The organism is Streptomyces sp. NPDC001787 (assembly GCF_040297465.1).
GTDB lineage: Bacteria > Actinomycetota > Actinomycetes > Streptomycetales > Streptomycetaceae > Streptomyces.
Map to the genome: position 1 here is coordinate 58,565 of NZ_JBEOZE010000035.1, position 22,767 is coordinate 81,331.

20 protein-coding genes are annotated in these 22,767 nt (G+C 70.0%); 12 read left to right on the forward strand and 8 right to left on the reverse strand.

The annotated features are described in order from the left end of the window. The first annotated feature begins 230 nt into the window (after positions 1–230). The 9 genes from ABT170_RS33840 (at position 231) to ABT170_RS33880 (ending at position 10,168) form a co-directional block, all read left to right on the forward strand. Positions 231–2,444 (forward strand): hypothetical protein, encoded by a 2,214-nt coding sequence (locus ABT170_RS33840; protein ID WP_351873906.1) that lies wholly within the window; start codon positions 231–233, stop codon positions 2,442–2,444. A 105-nt stretch (positions 2,445–2,549) separates the two neighbouring features. Then, positions 2,550–3,131, forward strand: coding sequence for a hypothetical protein (locus ABT170_RS33845; protein ID WP_351873909.1), 582 nt, complete (start codon positions 2,550–2,552; stop codon positions 3,129–3,131). Continuing rightward, the gene (locus tag ABT170_RS33850; RefSeq protein ID WP_351873912.1) at positions 3,131–3,826 is read left to right on the forward strand and encodes a hypothetical protein; all 696 of its coding nucleotides are present in this window, start codon (positions 3,131–3,133) and stop codon (positions 3,824–3,826) included. Before ABT170_RS33845 ends, ABT170_RS33850 begins: the two co-directional genes overlap by 1 nt. Before the next feature lie 2 nt (positions 3,827–3,828). Continuing rightward, on the forward strand, positions 3,829–4,347 hold the full coding sequence (locus ABT170_RS33855; protein WP_351873915.1) for a hypothetical protein: 519 nt from the start codon (positions 3,829–3,831) through the stop codon (positions 4,345–4,347). Positions 4,348–4,399: 52 nt separating this feature from the next. After that, a complete protein-coding gene (locus ABT170_RS33860; protein WP_351873918.1) occupies positions 4,400–6,718 on the forward strand; it encodes a hypothetical protein in 2,319 nt (772 codons plus the stop codon). A 345-nt stretch (positions 6,719–7,063) separates the two neighbouring features. After that, the gene (locus ABT170_RS33865) at positions 7,064–7,474 is read left to right on the forward strand and encodes an SsgA family sporulation/cell division regulator (RefSeq protein WP_351873921.1); all 411 of its coding nucleotides are present in this window, start codon (positions 7,064–7,066) and stop codon (positions 7,472–7,474) included. 139 nt (positions 7,475–7,613) lie between these two features. Then, complete coding sequence (locus tag ABT170_RS33870; protein WP_351873924.1) at positions 7,614–8,333, forward strand: VWA domain-containing protein; 720 nt, start codon at positions 7,614–7,616, stop codon at positions 8,331–8,333. 82 nt (positions 8,334–8,415) lie between these two features. Continuing rightward, positions 8,416–8,886 (forward strand): hypothetical protein, encoded by a 471-nt coding sequence (locus tag ABT170_RS33875; protein ID WP_351873927.1) that lies wholly within the window; start codon positions 8,416–8,418, stop codon positions 8,884–8,886. Between the two features lie 286 nt (positions 8,887–9,172). Beyond that, positions 9,173–10,168: a hypothetical protein gene (locus ABT170_RS33880; RefSeq protein WP_351873930.1), complete on the forward strand. Its 996-nt coding sequence runs from the start codon at positions 9,173–9,175 to the stop codon at positions 10,166–10,168. A 944-nt stretch (positions 10,169–11,112) separates the two neighbouring features. On the opposite strand, the gene ABT170_RS33885 is transcribed toward ABT170_RS33880, so the two are convergent. The 3 genes from ABT170_RS33885 to ABT170_RS33895 form a co-directional block, all read right to left on the reverse strand. Next, positions 11,113–11,313: a hypothetical protein gene (locus tag ABT170_RS33885; protein WP_351873933.1), complete on the reverse strand. Its 201-nt coding sequence runs from the start codon at positions 11,311–11,313 to the stop codon at positions 11,113–11,115. Between the two features lie 107 nt (positions 11,314–11,420). After that, positions 11,421–12,110 (reverse strand): hypothetical protein, encoded by a 690-nt coding sequence (locus ABT170_RS33890; RefSeq protein ID WP_351873935.1) that lies wholly within the window; start codon positions 12,108–12,110, stop codon positions 11,421–11,423. A 356-nt stretch (positions 12,111–12,466) separates the two neighbouring features. After that, a complete protein-coding gene (locus ABT170_RS33895; RefSeq protein ID WP_351873938.1) occupies positions 12,467–12,907 on the reverse strand; it encodes a hypothetical protein in 441 nt (146 codons plus the stop codon). A 322-nt stretch (positions 12,908–13,229) separates the two neighbouring features. Between ABT170_RS33895 and ABT170_RS33900 the strand changes: the two genes are divergently transcribed. Continuing rightward, positions 13,230–16,073: a DnaB-like helicase C-terminal domain-containing protein gene (locus tag ABT170_RS33900; protein ID WP_351873941.1), complete on the forward strand. Its 2,844-nt coding sequence runs from the start codon at positions 13,230–13,232 to the stop codon at positions 16,071–16,073. A 3-nt stretch (positions 16,074–16,076) separates the two neighbouring features. After that, the gene (locus ABT170_RS33905; protein ID WP_351873944.1) at positions 16,077–16,715 is read left to right on the forward strand and encodes a hypothetical protein; all 639 of its coding nucleotides are present in this window, start codon (positions 16,077–16,079) and stop codon (positions 16,713–16,715) included. A 533-nt stretch (positions 16,716–17,248) separates the two neighbouring features. Here ABT170_RS33905 and ABT170_RS33910 read toward each other — a convergent pair. Next, entirely contained in the window at positions 17,249–17,827 is a 579-nt protein-coding gene (locus ABT170_RS33910; protein ID WP_351873947.1) for a hypothetical protein, read from the reverse strand. A gap of 705 nt (positions 17,828–18,532) precedes the next feature. Here ABT170_RS33910 and ABT170_RS33915 point away from each other — a divergent pair. Beyond that, the gene (locus ABT170_RS33915; protein ID WP_351873950.1) at positions 18,533–19,294 is read left to right on the forward strand and encodes a hypothetical protein; all 762 of its coding nucleotides are present in this window, start codon (positions 18,533–18,535) and stop codon (positions 19,292–19,294) included. A gap of 573 nt (positions 19,295–19,867) precedes the next feature. On the opposite strand, the gene ABT170_RS33920 is transcribed toward ABT170_RS33915, so the two are convergent. The 4 genes from ABT170_RS33920 to ABT170_RS33935 all read right to left on the reverse strand — a co-directional run bounded on the left by ABT170_RS33920 (position 19,868) and on the right by ABT170_RS33935 (position 22,198). Then, complete coding sequence (locus ABT170_RS33920) at positions 19,868–20,455, reverse strand: hypothetical protein (RefSeq protein ID WP_351873952.1); 588 nt, start codon at positions 20,453–20,455, stop codon at positions 19,868–19,870. After that, positions 20,452–20,643, reverse strand: coding sequence for a hypothetical protein (locus ABT170_RS33925; RefSeq protein WP_351873955.1), 192 nt, complete (start codon positions 20,641–20,643; stop codon positions 20,452–20,454). The genes ABT170_RS33920 and ABT170_RS33925 overlap by 4 nt, the downstream gene beginning before the upstream one ends. A 229-nt stretch (positions 20,644–20,872) precedes the next feature. Further along, positions 20,873–21,238, reverse strand: coding sequence for a hypothetical protein (locus ABT170_RS33930; RefSeq protein WP_351873958.1), 366 nt, complete (start codon positions 21,236–21,238; stop codon positions 20,873–20,875). Between the two features lie 237 nt (positions 21,239–21,475). Further along, positions 21,476–22,198 carry a hypothetical protein gene (locus ABT170_RS33935; protein ID WP_351873961.1) on the reverse strand — a complete coding sequence of 241 codons (723 nt, stop codon included), beginning with the start codon at positions 22,196–22,198 and terminating at the stop codon, positions 21,476–21,478. Positions 22,199–22,767: the final 569 nt, after the last annotated feature.

Here is a 22,767-nt window from a genome sequence, read left to right on the forward strand (position 1 = left end):
CAACGAGGAGGACCTGGACCGCGCGCTCTTCGACTACCCCCGGGCCGCAGACCCGCCGGACCTGAACGAGATGCAGCAGCCCACGCGACCGCAACGGTCGGCCAGCGCCACCGCGGACCGGAGACCACCGTCGCCTCGCCAACGCCCCACCACCACGACCACCGCCCCGACGCGGTGCCCGCCCGATCCGGTCGCGGACACACGCGACGACATGAAGAAGGAGTCCGACGGTGAGCAAGAATTCCCGTCGTCGACGCCGCCAGGATCCCCCGCCACAGCCTGCGGACAGCCCCAGCGGCGCCCTGGACGCCGTCGACACCTTCGAGATCCTGGCCCTCTACGCCGACGCACGTGACCGGTCAGCCGACATCGTCGGACTGGCGAAGGAGACGTCCAGCGACGCCAAGGCCGCTGCGGCAGCGCAGGCCAAGGCCCTCGTGGCAGCTGCCGAGGAACAGGCTGGCCGTGTGCGCGAGGACGCGGAACACCGAGCCGATGAGCTCCAGGAGCGCACCCGGCAGGCCAGTTCGGCTGTCGCGGCCGACGCCGCCGCCCAGGCTGAAGCAGCCAAGGAAGCAGCCCGCCGCGCAGCAACCGACATCCGAACCGCCGCGGAAGCGGACGGAAGGCGCCTCGTCGAAGAGGCGACCGCCCAGACGCGGACGGTGTGTGAGACAGCGCAGGAGCGCGCCGGCAAGGAGCTCGCAGGTGCCCGGCTCCAGGCCGAGCAGCTTCAGCGTTCAGCCCGCCGCGACGCCGAAGAAGCCAGTGCCCGCCTGCGTGCCGCCGACGAGGAGGCGAAACGTATCCGCCAGGTAGCGGCCGAGGCCGCGGCCGGGCTGCGCCGGCAGGCGGCCGCGGACATCAGGGCGGACCGGGAGCGATCCGTCCGTGATGCCGAGGAGCTGAGCAAGACCGCGGCCGCGACCGTCGCGTCGGCCGAGAAGCGGGCCACCGAGGTATCCGAGCAGGCGACCAGCCGTGAGACAGCAGCGAAGGAAATGGAGGAAGAGGCCCACCGGCTCCTCACCGAAGCCCAAGACGCCTGGAAGCGGGCTCATTCGCGCACGGCGCGCCGGCAGGAGCGCAAGGAGATGCGTCAGCAGGGCCGTCAGCAGCGATCGACGGCTCGGCGTGAGCACAAGCAGGCCAAGGGACGCCCGACCCTCGCCCACCGCCTGGGCCAGGTACGCCAGTGGGCACGGGAACTCGTACGCAACCAGGCACGCCGCGTCCTCGTCGCCGGCCCGATCCTCGCCCCGATGGCAGTGGCCTGGTGGTCCCAGACCGACTACGCCAAGGAGGCCTTCGGCTGGTGGACCGTCTTCGCCCTCGGATTCGCCGCTGCGTGGGAGCTGACGACGGCCTTCACCGGCTGGATGTACCACCAAGCCAGGCAGCAGGGCGACTCCGGAACCATCTACCGGATCATGACGTGGGTATTCGCCTCCGGCGCGGCCGCGATGAACTACGCCCACCACTGCGGCCCCGGGGGAAAGCCGACGCAGGCCTCCGTCGCGTTTGCGACGATGAGCATCGTCGGCATGGTGCTGTGGGAGCTGTACGCCTCCCTGGTCCACCGCCAGTACCTGCGAGAGCAGGGGTTGGTCTCCCGGGCACGGCCGAAGATCGGCCTGATCCGCTGGATCCGCTTCCCGGTCCGGGCCTGGACAGCCTGGTCGCTGACGATCGAGAACGGCTCGCTGTCCACACTGGAACGAGCCTGGAAGGCCGCCGGCGTCGCCCTGACGGACCGGAAAGCGGTCCGTTCCGGTCTGGCACGGCACCGCATCGTGATCCCTCGCGTTATGACCGCCGGCCTGCACCACGGCGCCGGTCCGACGGCCATTCCCGCGTTCCACACCATCTGGAACGCGCCGTACGTGCCACCCGGGGGAGCGTGGGAGGACCGGAATGGAACGGAACACGCCCCAGACCCTGCGATGAGCGCGACCCCGGGTGGAACGGGGCGGTCCGAAGCACTCGTTCCGCTCGGGCACCCCTCCGTTGAGCAGGACTTTCCCGGCGTTCCGTTCCGCTCCGCACCCCCTGGTGCCGTTCCGGGCGGCACTGGAACGGAACGGGCGCCGATGGCCTCGACACCTGGAGGCCGCACCGCGGAACGCGGCGGAACACCCACCGCACCGGCACGGAACGCGCCGGGTGGCACGCCGGAGCACCCGGAACGCAATGGCACGAACGCCCGGAACGAGCGCGAGCGCACCAGTGGTGCGGAACGAGACGAGGACGAGGTGGTGCTCGACGACAAGGAACGCGCCGCGGTGGAACGCCTTCGCACCAAGAAGCAGCCACTGAGCAAACGGAGCATCTCGGAGGAGGTGCGCTCCAACGGAGAAACGATCGCCGACGACCGCGCGCTGAAGATCGCCAACTACCTCAACGCCAAGGCGAAGGTCGCCGCCCAGCAGCTCGCAGGCGTCTGACCGCTGCTCCAGCCGCCTGCTGGCTCGGAGCACCAAGGCCGGGAGACCCGGCCCGCTTTCCAGGGCCCGGCCGGGTCTCCCTCCTCCACACACGGGAGTCCGCACATGATGACCCACCACCGCCTCCGGCGAAGGCAGCTGCACAGCCGGCGGCTTCTGAACAGCCTGCAATGGCTGATCGCCAGCGACGACCACCAGCTCGCGCAGACCCGCTATGGAGTCCGGGAATCAGCTTCCGAGCGCGCCGACCGCCTGGAGGAGACCGCACGCCGTGCACGCCTCGCGCGCCGCCAGCGGGATGCGCGGCGCGCCTCGCGCGAGGGCCAGCAGTGGGAAGACTCCGTCTACGCGTCCTGGAGGAACCACCTGCTTTCGGCTTCCGCCCCCACGCCGCTCGCCGAGGAGACACTTACGAGTAGCGCCACCAGCAGGACCGTTTCCCCGCACGGCGGTTCTCTGCCCGCGCTGCCCCCGGGAATTGCTCCCGCAGTCGGCAACCACCATCAGCGGGCCGACGCTCCGCCCCGGTCCGACGCCGCGGCTGGTGCCACCGCCGGCGCGCAGCGAGAGCGCAGCAGGCCGGCGCTGTACCTCGTCGGGGGCCAGGCGCCGACACCGCAGGCCACCGGGCTTCGCCGCCCCGGCGGCCGGCCCGCCTCCACGGGCACCAAGGCCGGGGGACAGTGATGTCCTCCTCGCCCATCCACCTCGGCAAGGAGCCGTCGGGCCCGGCCGCTGACGGCTGCTGCGCCGGTTGCCCGCTCAGCGATACCTGCAGCCTGGCCGACCCCGGACTGGCCCGCTGCGCCGTCACCGGGGCGGTCCCTCCGCCTGAGCTACCGCACGACCCCCCTTCCGTCACCGCAGGCACGGACCTCGATCTCACCGAGGTGGTCAGCCGCGGAGTCGAGAAGGCCGTCGGCGCGGCGTTCGGCCTGGGCTGGACAGACCTGCTGGCCGCAGTGATCGAGCGCACGAATAGCGTCGATTCCGAAGGCAACCCGGTCGACTGGGGCCGACTGCAAGTGCCGCGCAATCTCCTGTGCCTGGCCGTCGCCAACATCGTCCCCATCCAGGGCGCTCCCGCCTCACGCTGGGCCGCAGACGCCTTCACCGGCTACGGCCTCGCAGCACTCCTGATCCCCATGGGCGCGGTCCTGACGGTCGCCGGCGCGGTCTGCATCGGCACGCTCGTCGGCGGCCCGATCGGGCTGTTGTGCAGTGCGGCCCTGACGGTGGCCAAAGGAGCAGGTCAGCTGACCTGGCGCCTCATCTGCTCCCGTCTCGGCTGGATCATCACCCGCCCGCTGATCTGGGCCGGAGTCTCCGGCCTGCTGATCATCACCTGGCGTGCCCTCGTGCGCCTTCTTACCGGAGCCTGATCATGTACCTCGCCATCGACATTTTCGACAACCAGCCCGCCAACGCCGGCTTCGGCGCGCTCCTGTTCGGCGCGATGGCCCTGACGGCAGTCCTCGCCGGATTCAAGAAGAAGGTGCTGCGCAAGAAGAAGACGTTCGTGCTGGTCTTCTTCTTTGTCCTGCTGGTGACGGTCAACTCCCGCGGGCTCTTCGGCGAGGCCGCCGGAGCCCTGCGCGCCGGCATGAACTTCCTTGGCCAGACCGTCGCCGAGGAGGGCGCCGGCGCGACGGTGAACGCCCGCCCGCCACGAACGGCCGTCACACCCGTGTCCGCAGGAGGGGCCGCGATCGGCCTGTGCGGAATCACCTACTACCTCGTGACCCTGTACGCGGCCAACTGGAAGCCCGTCGACTGGAAGGAGATGCTCGGGGGCAGCCTCATCGCCATCAGCTTCGGCACTTCGCTCGGCTTCATGGGGATGGTCGTCAGCGCGACCACCCTGACCGGCAACAACCTGGGTCTGTGGGCCTTCGGCGGCTGACCACCCGCCTCACGGACACTGCTACCCACGCCCTCAAGGAGCCCTGCGTCCCATGCCCCGCCGCCCCCGCAACCCCCCGGACAGCACCGAGCTGGCTCCGTTCGGCGAGCTCGTGTTCGCCGAGCTCGTCGACGATGACGACCCGGGCCCCCAGCAAGGGGAGCAGGCGCCGCGGACCGCCCCGAACACCCCCCGGCTGCGGCAACTCCGGGCCGCAGCCCGCCGGGTCGCTCATTGCGCCCGCACGGCCGCGTGCGCCATTGCCGGACACGTCCTACCCGGCCTGCGGCACGCCCTGCCTGCGGCCCGGCACTGGCTGCGCGCCGGCTACATGTCCGATGACGAGATCCGACGCCGCATCATCAACAAGCCCCTCGAAGCCGACCTTGCCCGCCGGCATGAAGCCCGCACCGCGGTCCGCCGCCTGGAGAACAGGATGCGACGCAGGCTCGAGGACGTTGCGGCGTACGGCCTCGACGCCTCGGAGAAGCAGACCATCCGCAACCTCAGCCTGGAGCTCCGCCGGCGCCGCAACGGACTCGCCGCACTGCAGTCGGTCCCTTTCACCGCCGAGCAACCCACCGACGAGCAGATCCGCAGGGCCCGCTCCCTCAGGGCGTTCGGCCGCTTCAGCACCCTTGTTCCGATCCTCGGTGCCGCGGGGGCCGTTGCCGCCAGTGCGCCGTCAGTCCTCCTCGGCGCTGCCCCGTTGCTGGTCGCGGGCGGCTGGTGGCTGACGTATCACCCGCTCGAACTCGTCGAACGCCCCATCCCCGAGGACCTGCTGCTGCCCGAGCTGGCCCCGCCCGCCCTGGAGAGCACCGTGACCTCCGGCACCCCCGGTGGTAACGACCCGCAGGAGGACCTCACCCCGTTCCCGATCGCCCAGGCCACCACTCCCGAGGAGGCCGGCGAAGCGCTCCGCCGCGCCCTGCTGCACGAGCGCCAGGACGTCGCCCAGGTCACGGAAGTCACCAAGGAGGCGTGGGGGTGGTCCGCCCGCGCCACGTTCAACACCGGTACCCCCGACGACCTCAACAAGGACGACACCTACAAGGGGCTGATCACCCTCCTCAGGCTGCGCCGCAACGGCCTGCTCATCGAGGGCGACCCGGATGCGGGCGAGGCCTGCACCGTCCGCATGATGCAGCGCTCGCCGTTCAGCCCGGAACTGGTCGGCGACGTGCCGTACCGGGCACCGCTTTCCATGTCGATCACCGAGCCGGCCGACTACGGCGTCTCGATGGACGCCAAGCCGCTCTTCTTCGCCCTCGCAGGGCTGATGCTGCTGATGGTCGCCGACTCCGGCGCCGGCAAGTCCGGCGTCATGCTGGCCATGGCCGAAGTCGTCACGGCCTGCCGGGACGCCGCTGCCTTCAACCTCGATCCGGTCGGAACGGGCGTCGGCGATCTCGGCGAGGCGATCACTCTCAACGCCTGCATGGATGACGAGAAGATCGTCGCGACACTGCAGTTCCTCCTCACGCTGTGCTCCGCCCGCGCACGGCTCCGCGCCCGCTACGGATGGGGCAACAAGTGGCGGGTCTCGCCCGAACACCCCGCCATCGTCGTGCTCGTCGACGAATGGGCCCAGCTTGCGGCCCAGGCGAAAGCCCTGCTCATCCGGCTGCTCCTGGTCGGCCGCAAAGAGGCGATCTGGGTGATCGGCGGAAGCCAGTTCGGTACGAAGGACTGGCTCGGCGAAGCGGTCGGCCCCAAGCTGTCCGGCAAGCTCTTTGGTTCCTGCCGCCGCGTGGACGTCACCGAACTTCTGGGCGGTGGCGCGCTCGCCGAGGGCTACCGAGCCGACCTCCTGCGGGCGGCCACGCACACGGAAGTCAACGACGCCGGCCAGATCTACGCGCAGGGCCTGCCCGGAGTACCCGACCGTCCAGTGCGCTACAAGGTCCGCGAAGTCACTGCCGCGTACGCGGCGCAGATCGGCGCCGAACGGGCCGCAGCAGGTCTGCCAGACCTCACGCACACACTGGCGGAGGCCGCCCTCGTTGACGAGTGGCGTGCGCTCCTCGACTTCCTTGCCGCGGACGCCCCCGCAGAGGGGCAGCACCGTTCCGTCGAGCTCCCGGACTTCGTCCGCGTCCTGCGTGAGGCCTTCACTCGGGAGGGGGACCCCGCCTACCTCACCTATGACCAGCTCCACCCCTACCTGCGGGCATACGACGCGGAGCGCTGGGGACGCTGGGACGACAAGAGCGACATCGACCGGATCCGGGAACTCGGCAAGGCCGTGCGGCGCGAGCTGGACGTGGTGCAGGTCAAGTTGTCGTCCGAGCGGATCAGGGAGCTGGACGGCGCTCCCCGCGGCTTCTACCTGTCGGCCCTGGAGGAGGCGGTCGAGGACCTGAGGTGATCGGCCGGCATCGGCTCATGAATGGCCTTGATCGGCTGGAAGGACCGATCAAGGCCGATGGTCGATGCGATCGGAGACCGTAGTTGACCTGCAAGGACCGTTCAGACCGTTCAAGGTCTACCCCCCCGCCTGCGTCACGCCGGCGGCACCCGACGGGGCGGCCGGCCGGATGGGACGGGCGAGTCCCTGAGCAGCCTGTCGCGGGAGGGAAGCAGATGAACCAACCCAGTGATGCATATTGCTTAATTGGAAATGAGTATGTAGTCTTTGAATATCGCTGGGCGTGGCCTTCTCTGCCGCCCACCCGTCACCCGGCGGACTCTCTGACGAAGAACAGGACTTCCCATGGGCTTTCCCGGCCTGGAAACCAAGACCCACATGATGCTCGTGGCTGGGCCGGACACGACGGTTCCCGTCCCCGTCCGGCTCTACTACCTCACCACCGACCCCTACGCCGTTCAGTTCACCTTCGACGTTGCACCCGACGAGGTGGTCCGGTGGACGTTCGCCCGCGAACTGCTGGACCAGGGCATGGTGGGCCCCGCCGGGATGGGGGATGTGAAGATCACCCCGATTGGCGACAACCACGCCCGGACCCGCATCGTGCTGGAGTCCCCCGAAGGCCTCGCATGCCTTGAGGGAGCTACCGCGCCCCTCAAGGCATGGCTCGACTCGACCTACAAGGAAGTCCCGGCGGGCCACGAGCCCTCCGCCGTCGACATCGACAGCCTTCTCGACGAGCTGCTGGCCCACTGACGGCGCGCCACACGCCGGGCCGACGAAAGCCAACATCGGCTTCCGCTCAAGAAACTTCGCGTCGCCATGTCACACGGAGGCCGCACAACGCACCTCTACGCGTGACACATCGCCACCGTCTCCAGCAAGGAGCCCACTCATGACCGTCCACTCTTTCCAGAAGTCTTCGGCCATCAGCCTCGAGAAGGTCGCCGGTACCGCGCCCGACCTCATCGACATGTACAAGGACGCCGGAACCAGCCTCCGCAAAGTCGACCTCATCGGCAGGCGCGCCGCCGTCTATCTCGTGGTCGACCGCTCGTACTCCATGAAGAAATTCTTCAAGAACGGGGCCGTGCAGAGGCTGAGCGACCAGATCCTCAGCTTCTCCGCTCACCTCGACGACGACGGTAAGGTCCCGGTCGGCTTCTTCTCCGACACGATGCACTCCCTGGGGCGAGGCGGCATGTTCCGGCGCCCGCAGGCATTCGTCGACGTGCAGCTCGGCGGCCATCAGGGCCGCATCGCCGAACTCCACAACTCCCTGGGCACCATGGGCGGCACGAAGTACCGCCCGGCGATGGAAGCGGTCCGCGAGCACTACCGCGCGTCTAGCGCCTTCAAGGCCTCCATCCCCGCCTTCGTCGTCTTTCAGACGGACGGAGCGCCTCACGACGAGCGCGCAACCCGGGAGTTTCTCGAGTCCACGCAGGACGAGAACATTCGCTGGCAATTCGTCCCGTTCGGCGAGGAGCGGCAGTTCGACGTCCTCTCCAGCCTCCCGGGCAACGTCGGCGTCAGCGCCGTGGGCTACAACCCGTTGGATCTTTCCAACGCCGAGCTCTACAGCCGCCTCGTCACCGGTCTTCCCCGGGCCTGACACATGCAGGGGCGGCCGAGCGCCGACCGCACGGCCGCCCCGCCCCACCGCCCACACCGCAACAACCCCTTAAGGACATCCCTTGCACTCCACCACCGTACGGGCGGTCATCGCGACCGCTGCTGCCGTCACCGCCGCTTTCACCCTCATCGGATGCGCCGACGACGTCGACCTGGACCACGGCAAGGTCATCGAGAAGCGCAGCCGATCCGCACAGGGCCCGATCTACGAGAAGGTCCAACGACCGGCTCCATGCCGCGCCACGCGCACGCAGACCCTTCGCAGCAGCCTCACCAAGCCGGCTCCCCCGAAGCCCGCGCCGGTGAAGCCCGCCCCGGTTCCGGACAGGCCCCAGAGCAAGGACAAGACCACCCCGCGCACACCGGAGAAGGGCGATGGCCGCAGGCCGTGCGGAACAGTCACGATCCCTGTGCTCAAGGGCTACAAGACCCCGGGGAAGTGGGAGCTGAAGCTCCAGGACGGCAAGGAAACCGACTGGGAGACCGTGACGTACGACGAGTACAACAGCGTCGCCGTCGGCGACTCCTTCTGAATCGAGTCGGCGAAGGGCGCGGCACGGCCGCGCCCTTCGCCGACCGGGCCGACCGTTTCGGCACACACATCAGGCCAACCCCCCTGGCGCTCGATCGCAGGCACCTCCGCCGACGCGTCGGCGACCACTTCGCACGCACGACCTGCGCCCGGCGCGGGCAGCCGCACACGAACCACCAACGCCCCGAACGCGAGTCTCCCTCACCACGATCGCGGGCGACTCGACAGCATCGCCACCCCCACCTGCGCACCGCCGACCTCCCTCCGACAGATCAGGAGCGACACCCGTGGCCGTCTTGCCGACATATCTACCGGAGTACGCCGTCGCTGCGTACGCCCAGGAGCAGCCCTCCGTCCAGCGCATGATCCTCGAAGCCCGCTGGGCCCACCTGCAGCGTGACGCCACATTCGAGCGCCCGGACGCATTCCGAGACGACCAGGTCCACCGGATCGGGCGTGCCCACCTCATCCATCTCGGCGCCCTGTACGACGTCCTCGCCACCCGTGGAGCGCGTGACCCGGAGGTCCACGAGGCCGCACGCGGGCTGGGAACCAACCTCCTCGCGCATGACGGCTTCCACCTGACGACCACTCGCCTCTCCGGTATCGTCTACCTGCGCACCGCCTATGCCGCCCTGCACGGCCACATCGCACCGCTGCTGCGGACGGACGGCCCCGCGGCGGCCCCGGCCAGTGAGCCGGACGGACTGAACTTCCACGGCCCGCCGGAGTCCCGACTCATCCGCACCATGCTCTGGGCGTACACCGTGGCCCAGGACTGCCGGAACCAAGGCAGGCTTGCGGAGGCGAGCGCCCAACTGCGCGAATACCAGATCGCCCGCGGCCTCCTGCTGTGGAGCGCCGCCGCGCTCGCGCCCGCCGACCGCGGCGCCGCACAGGCCGCAGCATCTGCCGGCCACCACGTACGAAATCTCGACGGGCGGCCGCGCACGAGTGACGAGGGTGCCCGCCGCTACCTGCTGGAGGCCCACCACGCAGCGCACCACGAGGACGACGACCGGCAGCAGCACGACCTGGAGTGCCCCGGTGGCTGCGGCGGAGACGGCGTTGTCATGGCCACCCTCACCTGGGATGATCAAGGAGACGGCATCTTCGTACCCGTCTGGGCTGAACCGGTCGACTGCACCGAAGGTGTCCCGCAGGCGCATGACCCGGCCTGCTCCGAGTGTCTCGGCCACGGTTACACCTACGGCCACGGCGAGCGCAACCTCTGCCTCTGCCTGCGTCCAGAGGATCTGACAGAGAACCCCGGGCCTCAGTGAGCGTTCCTCAGCGGCTCGCCGAGGATGATTCACCCCTCCGATCTCGCACTGCTCCGGAGAGCCGGCGGCCCGCCCGCCAGGAAGGGTGATTCCGCAGGGAGGGTGATTCCGCCCCCGATTCCGGCATGCCGACTACGGGGGCGGGATCACCCCCCCCTGGACGGCAGGCGCATGTTCCAGAGCGGGGAGGTGGAATCACTCGCCCCTGCTCGCCAGCTCCCAAGAGCAGACGCGAGGGTGATTTCACCCCTGGCTGTGCCACGGCCCCCGGGGGGAGGTTTCGCCTCCGGAGGACCCGAGGAAGGGCGTTCTGTCCGTCCAGGACCGTCGAGGAGGCGCAGTCGCCAGCGGAACGGGCCTCCCGCGGGCAGCAACGAGGAGGTCGCGCCCCGGGTCGCATCCCGGGTCGCATCCCGGGTCGCGCCCCAGGTCGCGCCCCGGGTCGCATCCCGGGTCGCGCCGGCGTCCCCTCCTCAAGAGGGCAAAACCGCAGGTCAGAGGGCCCTTTTCGTGGTTTCTCTGGCGCCGACTACTTCCCTACAGGGTTAGTTGGCCAGGAACAGAATGCGAGAAGGGGTGAGCGAAGCCGGCGAGTTGAAGAGGAGGAGTAAGAGGAGAGGAAGAGCGGAGCAGAGCAGCGGAGCGGAGTGGAGCAGAGCGGATTGACGAAGGGGACATGGTGAGTTGAGAACGGAGATGTGGTCAGGTGAGGCGGTTGGGAGTGGTGTCGTGGAGGGTGAGGGTCTTGGGGTGGGTGCTGGATTCGGTAGGGGCTTCGGGTGTTGCGGCGATGGCGGACGGGGTGTCGGCGGGTGTGGTGGGTGCGGCGCCCGGCGACGGGCGGGTGGGGCGGGCCGAGCCCGCGCGGACAAATCGGACATGCGAAAGGCCGCTCAGAGTGAGCGGCCGATCGAGGCGGGGCGGGAGGGGGCGGGGAGGAGAGATTACCCCCCGCCGCGCCGGGGCATGGACAGGACGAAGGCGAAGAGAGCACCGAGGGACACGACGATCACCACGGCGGTCGCGGGCGTCGAACGAACGTCCATTGCCACGGCGAGCCACACGGTTCCGAGCGCGACGACCGCGCACGGCACGCCCCAGAACAAAGCCCATCGACGCCACGGGCCGGCGCTGAGCGTCTGCATGCTGCGAACCTCCGGTATCACTGGCGGGGCGGTGAATTTGCCGCCCGTACAAGGGTGCTCTGCTGCTGCGCCCCAGGGAGAATCCTCCCCCTGGGGCACTGACAGGTTCAGCCGATGCGCTCGACGTGCGTGAAGATGACGGTGTCGGCAGAGTCGGCCACGAAGTCGCGCTCCCCCTGGTGGTTGACGAACTGGTACGTCCCCGGCGGTACATCCACGACGGTGTGCGGCCGGTCGAATGTGGCGGGGTCGCCGCCTCGGACCTTCCAGTGTTCGAAGTCTGCGATGGAGTAGGCCCACAGAGCGCCGCTGATTCCCGCAAGGCGGTCGCCCTCAGGGAGCACAGGCTCGCCGTACTCGTTACGTTCCGGGTTGGCGATGATGTAACTATCCCGGCCGGTCCGGTACAGACCGGCTCCGTGGAGAACGAAGCCGTAGGCGCAACCGATCGCGGCCACGGCCTCCGATGCCTGGGCCTGCCCGAGAGCGGAGTTGTAGCTGGCGACCGCGTGGCTGTCCCAGTTGTAGACGGGGCGCAGGTCGGCCGCGACGATGATTCTCCCGGACGTCACGTTCAGGGTGATCTTGGTGGTGATGCCGTCCGGGTAGGGGCAAGGGCCAAGCGCATGGACGGTCTTGTCGACGACCTGCCGTTTGGGGTACATGTCGCAGACAACGCAGTTGAGCGTGGTCTGTACGAACGGTGTGCCGTCGAACCACATCACCTCCGCCTCGTTGACCCCAGGGAACTTGTGCCCGTTGGTCTGGAGGGGCAGTGTCTCGGTGGTGATGATCATGTGGCGTGAGCTCCTGATTCTGTGCCGCGACGGCTGGGTCAGCGTCCGGGGCGGTCGTGCCGGGCCGGTGACCTGCGCGCCGTCAGGTTGATGCGGACACGGGAGGCGGGAAGGGGCGAGTCGCAGACCATGCAGTGCTTGTCCTGGGGGCCGTTGTTCGTGTCGCAGTGAAGGCACTTCCGCAACTTCCCGGCTCCTCTCCTGGTGGTGGGGTGGCTGACGTGGCCGCGGCCGGCGACAGTAACAGTCTACGCCAGTAAAAACAATTATGCAATTAACATTGTAGGGGTGAATTCACCCCGCCGGTGCGCGGGAGGGGGCCTCGCCCTGCGGCGGGGCCCCTCCGGCCGTGCCGTCTACCGGCGGAAGCGGTTGCGCATCCGGTCCTGCTCCGCCGCCTCTTCGGCGCGACGGCGTGCGCGGTCCGCCTCTACTTCCGTTGTGGTGGCCCAGACGAACACGCCGGGCTTCACGTACAGGCTGAGGAGCTTGCCGTCGCGGATGGCCTCCAGCTCCGCCCGCTCGTCGGGGGCGAAGCCTCGGATCTTCCATCGATCGTCGGGCAGACCGTTCATGCCGCCGGTGTCCCCGTGCCGGATGTCGCGCTCGTCGGCCGCTTCAACCTCGGCGGCGGGCCGGACCTTGCTCCCCAGGCACGGCAGACAGTAGGCGCCGGACCGGAAGATGCCGGTGTCCTCGTGGTGCTCCAGTACACGGGTGGCCGCGTTGAAGCACGTGCCGGTGCTGCACTGACCGCCGGGGCCGATGCCGAGTCCGCACGGCATGGTGATCTGCATGGTCCTGCTCCTCTCGTTCGGGGCTCTGGCGGAGTGGTGGGGGCCTTCCCCCTGCCCTCCGGCTCATGTCTCAACTATACGGTCAACAACTCAATTAAGCAATATACAAAATGCGTTCATCGTCTAAGCGTTACGGGTCCGCGTGGCGCCGTAACGCCCCTCAATCGAAGTTTGTTACGGGTTTACGCTGCGAAGTTCTTGGTGAACGGTCTACTGTTACGTATGTAGTGCACGATTCGGTACGGGTCGTTGTGAGCAGTGGGTGTGGCCCTGCACGAGCCCGATGAGGTCGGCGCGCCCCGGTTCTATGTCTGGAGTAGTGATGGCGTCCGTTCCCGCGCCGGAAGAGTCGGAAGCGCGTGTTCCTGTCGCAGCTTCCTCGTCCGGCCCTTCTGAAGAGCTGCAGGTGTCGACGGCACGCGTCCGCCTCTACGACCTGGTCAAACTGGCCCAGGAGAACGGGGTCGTGACGGTGGTGGCCAAACGTGCCCGTGGCCACCTCTTCCGGGCCGCTCTTATCCCCATCGGACGCCTGGACACGTCTGAGCACGCCCGCCTGCGGAACTGGCCGGCCTGGCTGCGTACCGCGGCACGGCCCAAACTGGGCGACCTGGTCCGGGACGCGGCCGGGGATGGCCGCGCCGCCGGCGTGCCGCAGGTGATTTTGGATCGGGCCGACGCAACGCCCCTCGCGGTCCTGGTCGACGCCCGGCTCGTCTCTTCCGACGGCGCCCCGGTGCGGGTGCCTGAACCCCCTGGGGCCGACACGGCAGTGTCGTCGGCCGAGGTGCCCGACCAACAGCCCGACGATGCCGAGCAGTCAGTCGCTTCGGTCGCTGGTGGGGTGATCACTGCCTACGACGCGGACGCGCCCGAGTCTGCCCCTGCACCCGGAGGCAGCGAAGGGAAGCGGCCGCTGGCCGCGTTCGGGGACGTGCTGGGGGAAGTGCTGGCGGCGCGACAGCCCGAAAGCCGCCCACGGGACGCGGCACAGTTCGGGCTCACCACCCTGGACGCGGCCGTGGGCGGGCTTCTGCCGGGCAAACTGACCCTGGTGGCGGGTGCCCCCAACGCCGGGGCGTCGCTGCTCCCCGCGGCAGCTGCCCGGCACACAGCACTCCACCGTCAGCTTCCCGTGCTGTACGCGGCGTCAGGACTGACGCGCACGGACGTCGTGATGCGGGTGATCGCGGCAGAAGGCTCCGTGCACTACCGCAGGCTGCGCCTCAACCAGCTCACGGACCAGGAGCAGCAGACCGCGGCCGCGGTCGCCGAGAAGCTGCAGGCACTCGCCGGCACCGTGTGGCACATCGACGACGGCACGGGACTTCGGGCCGCTGACATCTCAGAAGCCGCGAGGGACATCGAGGGCCTGGCCCTGATCGTCGTGGACCGGTTGCAGCGCATGCCCGACCCTCTCGTCCCGCTCTCCGGCAGCGACCTGCCGGCGGCCGCCCAAGCCCTCGCCCAGCTCGCCCGAGTCCTCCGGGTGCCCGTGGTGGCCGCAGTCGACACCGACGAGGAAGCCCTGCTCACCGTGCTGGATGCGGACGTAACCCTGACCGTGACCAGGCAGGATGAGCGAGCCGAGGTGACCTACGCCGAACGGGACTTCGGCATCCTGTCAACCGTGGAGCTGCGCGCCGACCTCGCGTGCGCCCGCTTCACCGACACCCCAGGTGAGGCCGAGGCCACCCCCACCACGGCCCCCTTGGCCGGCGCCACCGGGCAGGCTCCGGTCGCCGAGGCTTCTGCCGACGCGCCTCTCGACTCCGTCGAGGAGGCCGACCTGCTGGCCGCGGCGAAGCCGTTCACCTCCGGCGCCTCCACCGGAATCTCAGCGCGTCTCAACGGCACGCTCGCTGCCCTCGCCCAGGCGCGTGCAGCCGGTGACGGACAGGATCTCGAAGTGCTGCGCCAGACGGTCGCCGCTCTGGCCGCTCAGGGACCCCACATGCCCGAGACGGACGAGGGACAGCGTTTGGGCACGGCTCTGGCCGCGTTCGACAAGGCCCGACGAAGCACTGCCCCGGCCAGCCCGCAGGCGCCGGCCGGCATCACACCGGCTGCCGCCCCAGCCCCCGCGGCATCAGCCACCGTGACCGAACGCGCTGAGCCCGAGCCCGAACCTGTGGCCGAGGCCGAGGAGGTCTCGGAGGCGTTCCAGGACAACACGGTCCCGCCGGAGGACAGCGGGAACGTGAAGCGCGGCCGGACCTACACCTTCTTCACCAACAAGATCGCGGCCGCTGTGGACCAGGCGCTCCAGGAGACCAGCGGGGACGTCGAGGAAGCGGTCAAGCTGCTCAAGCGCAAGGCGGTGCCGGACGCCATGGCGCTGTTCAAACTCTCCCGTGTGGGCGCCACCTACGAGCATTCCGTTTACCCGGAACCTCTGGAATTCCTCTCGAAGCCCTCACAGAAAGAATCGGATCAAATCTGGGAAGGGCGTCACAAGTGGCGCAACGAGTCACTGCGAACCGCGGTGAAGAAGGGTCTGCAGGCCGCCCTCGATGTGACGGCCCTCGACACCAACTGTGCGTATCTGTCGGCGTTCAAGACGTACTTGCCGATCGGTGCACTGCGTCACCACGAGCGCGGCTACCTCCCGGGCGAGTCAGGCATCCACCGCGTTGACCACTTCGAATGGCATCACGAGGACCTCCCGAATCCACTGGGCGGCCGGGTTGAGCCGGGCCCGTACCTGCTGGACGAGGCCACGGTGCGACTGCTGATCCGGTGCCACGAACTTGGTCTCTCCGAGCCGCCTCACATCCTGGAGTCGTGGACCTCGGGCGGTACGGAGGCACTACTGGAAAAGTTCCGCCGAATCCTGAACGAGTCCCGGACCGAGGCCGTCCAGAGCAACGACAAGGCCACGGAGGAATACGTCAAGGCTATGTACTCCCGATTCACTTCGACGATCGGTGAATCGGGAAAGAATCAGGAACTCCGCCGAGCCGACTGGGTGCACATCATCCGGTCGCAGGCATTCGCAAGCCTCTGGCTGAAAGCCCACCGAGCCTATCGGGAAGGCCTTACTCTGGTGCAGGTCGCTGGTGTTGACGAGATTCATCTCTCCGGTGACTGGCGACAGATTTGGAAAGAAGGCCGGATGCCCGGTGAGATTAAGATGAAGCGCCTCTACACCCTCGGGGGGAATTAACCCATGCCGTACGACGACAGCGGCTGGCGTAATTTCGGTCGCCTCGGCGCGAACCGATCCTCGGAGAACGTGCGCGGCGGGGCGGCTCTGGGCGCGGCAATGGAGGAGGCCCTGTCACGTCAGATCCGTGAGGGGGGCATCCGTTCCCCTGTCACCACGAACCGCGGGCTGAACGCGAGGCTGAACTACCTCGACAGTGACGCAGGCCGGCAGGCCATGGCTGACGCCGGCGTCGACGTCACTCCGCGCACGATGAAGAAGTGGTTCGACGGAACGCAGCAGCCTCTGCCCTCGAACAGGGAGAAGATCGACACCGCGTACTGGGGCCTGCGCACCGATCGGTTTCTGAACAACCTGGGGGCGTTCAAGCAGCACCTGAACAACCGTGGCCGCGGTACGTCCATCGAGATCCACCCCGTCAACCAGGATCTCGTCGAAGAGAACGCGCGGCGCCCGAACCTTGAGGGCGAGCAGGCGCACCGCTTCCTGCCGAACGTCCGCTACATCTGGGACGAGGCGGTGGACGCCATGAGGGACGGCGACACGCAGAAAATGGAAGAGATCTGGGACGACGTCATCGCCGATCTCGACAGCGACTGGGGCGCTTACACCTACGCCTCCTACGTCGGCCTCGGCGCGTGACCGACCTGGTCCTTGTGGCGCAGGTCGGCTCGCCGGCCCGGTAGGGCCGGGCATGGCAAAGCGGGGCGGGAGGCTAAGCCTCCCGCCCCGCTCCATGTCCGTTCCGGCGATCAGCGACCCGGGTACTGCTCGGCGCAGCACATCGCGCGCCAGCACACACACCGGTGGTAGTCCTGGCAATTCTGGTTTCGCGGGCAAGCGCACCGGCAGTCGTGGGGGCCACACTGCGGGCGGTGCCCGGGGGTGGGCACCACGTGGGCGCGGACGGCGGCGAGGTTGCGCGAGGCCTGCGCCCGCGTCTCGTCGTCCTCGCCCGTCTCCAGCGCTTGGACCAGCCGCCAGGTGGAGACGGCGTGCTCTCGGCTTCTCTGCTGGTCGGGAAGGTGACCTCATCCACGAACCGGGAGACGTCGTAGTCGTAGTAGTCGAAGTCCTGCACGCACACCACACGGACCGTCCCGTCGTGCCCGAGATAGCGGCGGTAGTGGGGCTCGCGGTCGTGGGAGCCGGGGGAACCCAGGTCGAGCGGCATGTCAGATCCTTTGGGTCTCGTCGCGGCATACGGGGCAGCTTCCGGGGCCGCTCGCCGCGTGGTGCTGGCGGGCCTCGCGGTCGTCTTCCTCATGGGCGTACCTGCGATCAGCGCAGTCGCCGCACTCGTCCGCCTCCGAAGCACCGCCCATCTCGCCCCGGCACCACGCGTTGATGCAGTGGCCGGGGCAGTCGTCCCGGGTGCACCGGCCGTCGACGACGTAGCCGGTCTCCTCGTCGAAGGGGCACTCTTCGCACTCTGTGAAAGCGGTGCTGCCGTTCACACGGGTCAGCCGGGTGGGTTCGCGCTCGACGTAGAACCACCTGCCGGGGTTGGCAGCGGCGAACTCGGTGCGCAGGGTCGACAGCACACGAGCTCGGGCCCGCTGGTACCTGCGGCGGGCCGTGAGGGCGTCCGGTGCGGACACCGTTGCTTGCAGAGGAATGTGGCCGTAGAGGGTGTAGGTGCCCGTGCGGTGGGGGCTGGGGGCACCCGCGTCGGCGAGCGGGGCAAGGGTGCCGCTGTCGCTGCCAACTCTGAGCATGACGGTCGGCGCGGCGGCCTTGGCCGTGTGCCGCATGGCTGCCAGTACTTGAGTACAAACCCGGTCGTTGACCTCATGGGCGCCGCCGCCGTCGCCCCGCGCTCGCGCACCACCTCGTCGCCCCCGTCCGCCGTCGCCGCCGTCGCGCCCCCGCGCTCGCCGCCGCCCCCGTCCGCCCCCGTCCGCCCCCGTCCGTCGTCGTGCCGTCGCCCGTCCGCCGAGCCGGCGCCCCGTTGTCGTGCGCCGTACCGCGCCGGGCCGCCCGGCCGCTGATGAGGATCTGCGCCGCCGTCCGCCCCGCGTCCGCCGTCCCCTCCGCGCCCCGGCCGTCGTCGTGCCGTCGCCCGTCCGCCGAGCCGGCGCCCCGTCGTCGTGCCGTCGTCGTGCGGTTCGTGCTGGTCGTGTGTGCGTGTGCTGGTGGCGTGTTGCCTGGTCGTGGGCTATGGGCGTGCTGTCATAGCGTGCTGTTGCAGCATGCTTGCGTGTCGTGTCTGTGTGGCTTGCTTGGGTAGCGCGTTATGTGGTCGAGCTGTGTGGTCGTGTGGGTCTGGCAGGTAGTTGTGGCGTGGTGGTGGGGTGGTCGGTTTCGGTCGGTTGTGGGCGGGTGGCGTGGTTCGCTGACCTGGGGTGGGGCCAGGCGTTACGGTCTCGCGTATGACGGATTCGAGGAAGCCGCGGTTGTTGCCGACGGGGGACTGTTTTTGCGGGTGCGGCGGGGAGGCGGGGATCGGCCGCTGGTTCGTGCAGGGGCACGACATCACGGCGGCGGCGGCGTTGCGGGCGGTGGAGGGTGCGGGTCTGCCGCAGCGGTTGGTGGCGGCCGGGTACGGGCCGGAGCGTTCGGTGGTGGCTGAGGCGGTGAGCGGCGCGGGCTGGGTGCGGTGCGGGGGCTGTGCGTACGCGGGGCCGCCGGCGAGGCTGGCCGTTCACGTGCGCGGCGGGGGGTGCGAGGGTGTCGGCCAGGCGGAGCCCGAGCCGGCGGAAGTCCGGGAGCCGGCGGAAGGTGAGGACGCTTCCGCCGTCGACGAGCTGCCCGCGAAGGACGCGTCCGTCGAGGAGCTGCCCGTCGGGAAGTTGGTCGCGAAGGACACGGCTGGGGGCCGGCGGCGCGGGGACCGGGGCGGCCGGGCGGGTGGTGAGGACACCGGGCCGGTTCGGGCCGAGGCCGGGCCCGCGCAGGGGCTGCTGCTCCCGGGCCCGGGTGACGAGATGTGGAAGAAGGTGCCGCTGCATCTGCGCGGGATCCTGGTGATGCCCGCGCACCGGCTGGTGACGCCGGAGCAGGCGGTGCTGCGGGAGGCGAAGAACCGCGAGGTGAAGTTCGCGCTGCGGGCGGCCGGCAACAAGCGGATGACGGGCAAGCACTGGCACGCGCTGCTGACCGCGCCGAGGGAGTCCTTCGGCAGCGCGCGCAGTGAGCGGGCGGACCGGATCTTCGAGGTCCTGAAGCAGGTGGTGGCCGAGTACGTCGCACCGGCGGTCGAGGAGGCGCCGGAGGGATGAGCCGCCGGGGCCGGGCCTGGCGCCCGTTCGCCGCCGCAGCTGGGCGGGGCCTCGGCCTCGGCCGAAGGTGCCGAGCCTCGCCGCCGGGGTCGGCCGGTCAGCCGGTGCTGCTGCTGTGATCGCCGGTCGGCTTCGTCTCGGGCGCCGGAGCCGGCCCGGACCGCGCCGCCGCGCTGTACGGGGAAGTCCCGGCGGCGGCAGGGGAGTTGGTGGTGGTGCCGCCCGGCCGGGTGCAGCGCGCGTCCCTTGAGCTGGCCGAACTCGCGGACCCGGGGGAGAAGGAGGCGTGGGAGCTGGTCGGCTGGACGTGCGCGCCGAGGCGCTGCTGGCCGGCGATCAGACCGGCGCGTGGCCCGCTGCCCCGTCCTCGAGCACCTGGCCGCCGACCTGTCCGCTGCCCGCCCGTGGCTGGCCGCCCGCGCCGACGAGATCGCCGCCGCGGGCCCGGGCGCGCTGGACGCGCTGCTGCGCCTGGCCCTCACCCCCGCCGGTGTCCGTCCGCTGCGCCCCGGCCCGGCCGCCGGCGTCGTACGGCCTCCGCGGCTGCCCGCCCGGGGCCGGGGCGGCGGGCCGCTACTCGTGCCGCGGCGCCTTGGTGCCGGTGTCCTGCTCGATCCCGAGGGCCTTGACGGCCTCGTCGAAGACGTCGGCGCCGATGGGTGGCCTGGGGGCGTCGAACGGCCAGTCCCGCTCGGCGATGACCTGGCGGTAGTGGGCCGGAAAGAGCTCGTGCACGGGCAGGTCGACGGGAAGGACTCGTGATCCGTACGATTCGGCGAGGAGCCGGGCCTGCTCCGGGCCGGCCCCGTCCAGGTCGATCATGCGTGCCCGCTCGGCGAAGACGAGCGACAGGGCGGCCGACAGCTCGGGGGAGGGCGAGGTCTTGCCTTCGCCGCCTCGGCGGTGGTGTCCGGTGGCGGAGTTGGCCTCGGTGATGCGCCGTACGGCCTCCAGGTCGGGGCGCGCGCTGCGCGGGGCGGTCAGGGCGCGGGCCTGATCACCGGTCATGCCGGTGGCGGCGGCGAGGGCGCGGACGGTGTGGTCGGGCAGACCGGCGGCGAGGTTGTCCAGGCGGTCGGTGGCTGATGTGCCGGGTTCGAGGCCGAGGAGTTCCATCGCGCGGTGCTGCTGGACGCCGGCCGCCGCGGCGACGCGCTTCACGTACCCGTCGAGCCGCTCGTCGGGGCGGGGCGGGGCGGGGGAGCGGCGGGGAGCCGGGCGGGCAGGCCCTGCTGTCGGCCTGAGCGGGCGGCGACGGCGCGCCGGGCCTGTTCCAGGGTGATGCCGGGGTGGGCCCGCTTGTACGCGCGTACGGCGCGGTCCTGCTCGCGGTGGTGGCGGTGGGTCATGACGTCTCACGTCCTTTGTCGGCCTGCTGCCCCACACGCGCCGGCCGTCCAGGAGGAGGGCATGACGAGATGCTCGCGCGAGTCGCAGACGTCTTCGGTCCCCGGGCGACGGTGTGGGCGTCGAGGTGGGTGTGGACCGGGCGCGGCGCGGTTGCCCTTGGTGCACCGGCCATCGTAGCGGCCGCCGGGCCCCGGCAGGGCGGATGCAAGGGGCCAGGGGACCGGGCGTTCACGCGTCGCCCCAGTCTTCCCACCGGGGGCAGCTGAGGCGGATGCTGAACGTGTACGTGGCGTCGGTGGCGCGCACGAGGCTGACGTTGCCCGCGTACTGGTGGGTGGTGAGGAACTCGCAGATGGTCAGGCTGGCGTGTGTGCTGTCGTCGACGGGGTGGTCGAGGGGGCGGAGCGGTTCGCCGGGGTAGGGCGGCCACTGGTAGGCGCCGAGCACCTCGGCGTGCGTCCACGTCCAACTGGTGGCGGCGGTCGGGGTGGCGGCGCGTACGCGGATCACGTCGGCGTCGTCGGGAACGAGGGCGCGCAGGGTATCGACGGCGGGGGTGCGGCGGGGCTGAGCAGGGCTGGCGTATGGGCCCATGTGCGGCGGCTCCTGTGGTTGTCGGCGGGATGGGATCGCAGGGCGGGCGTCTGCCGGTGGAGGACGCGGCACCGCGCGCGGTGCCAGAGCCGTTCCTCGCGGCGGCGGATCTGGCGGCATGGGCCCGGGGCCCTTCTGGCACGGCGATGGTGAAGCCGGTGCCGACTTCGAGTCCGCCGCCGAGCGGCGGACCAGGCACAGATCCGCTCGGCGCGGGCGGAGGCGGAGGCTGTGGGGTCAGGGGGCGGGGAAGGGGGCGATGCGCTCGATGTGGGCGAATTCCACGAGGTCGGCGTCCCGGTCGAAGCTGTGCTCTCCGGTGTGGTGGGTGATCTTGTAGGTGCCGGGCGGGACGTCGATGACGGTGTGGTCGCCGAGCATGCGTCCCTGGGGGGTGCCGCCCTTGGCCTTCCAGTCCTCGAAGTCGGCGAGCATGTACGCCCACAGGTCGGTGCAGATCCGCGCCAGGCGGTCCGGCTCCGGCAGGGCGGGGGCGTCGTCGGTGTCCTCGTCGACGTACACGGAGGCGATGACGTAGGTGTCCGCCCCGTTGCGGTACAGGCCGGGGCAGCTGTTCCCGACGGGGCCGAAGGCGCAGCCGAGCGCGGCCATGGCCTGAATGACCTGGGCCTGTCCGAGCGCGGTGTTGTAGTCCGCGCCCGCGAAGAAGTCGGTGTCGTAGACGTCGCGCAGGTCGTCGGTGACGATCAGCTTTCCCGACGGCACATCGAGCGTGACCTCGGTGGTGATGCCCATCGGGTGGGCGCACGGGTCCTGCGCGTGGACCTCGCCGTCGCGCAGGACGTAGGTCGGCTGCTCGTCGCACACGGCGCAGGCGGAGTAGGCGCCCTGCACGAAGTCGGGGCGCTCCTTGCCGGGCTCGGAGATGACCGTCACCTCGTCTGTCCCCTTGCGCAGGAGGTGGTGGCCGTTGTTGTTCAAGCGCATCGTGGTGATCATCGCGGGGTGCTCCTCGGGCGGACCGGCTGCTGTAATGACTCTTAAGACTATACAGGCGCGGGCGCAGAGGTGCAAGTCTTAAGAGTCAAAGGTGGTCGGGTGTGCCTGTCCCGGATTGGGTTCCACCGCCACCTCGGCGACGTCGACACCGCCCTCATACGCCGGCTGGGCCTGCCCAACTGCCCACCGCCACCGCCACCGCCACCGCCCTGCCCTGATCGACGCCGGCGCCGCGGCCGAAGCCTTCGTCCGGCTGCGCCTCGTCGAGCTCGCCGCCCCGCTGGAGGCCCGCCGCCTCCCCGCCAGGGGTGACCGGGCACAGCATGGCGGGCGCCGGGGCCGTACGGGGTGCTGACCGGGGAGGATGGCCCGTCGCGGGCCTCAGGTGCCGCCGCCTCCGCGTATCAAGGTGACGCCGGGATGAGGCCGTGAACCGCTGCTCTGCTGCGCACCGCCGTACGCTCCTCGTGTCGGCAGACCGGTGGGTATGCGCCTTGTCGATGGAGGAACGGGGTGGTGACTGGTCGGTCGTGGCCGGGGGCGCACGCTGCCGAGGGGCCCGCGGGCCC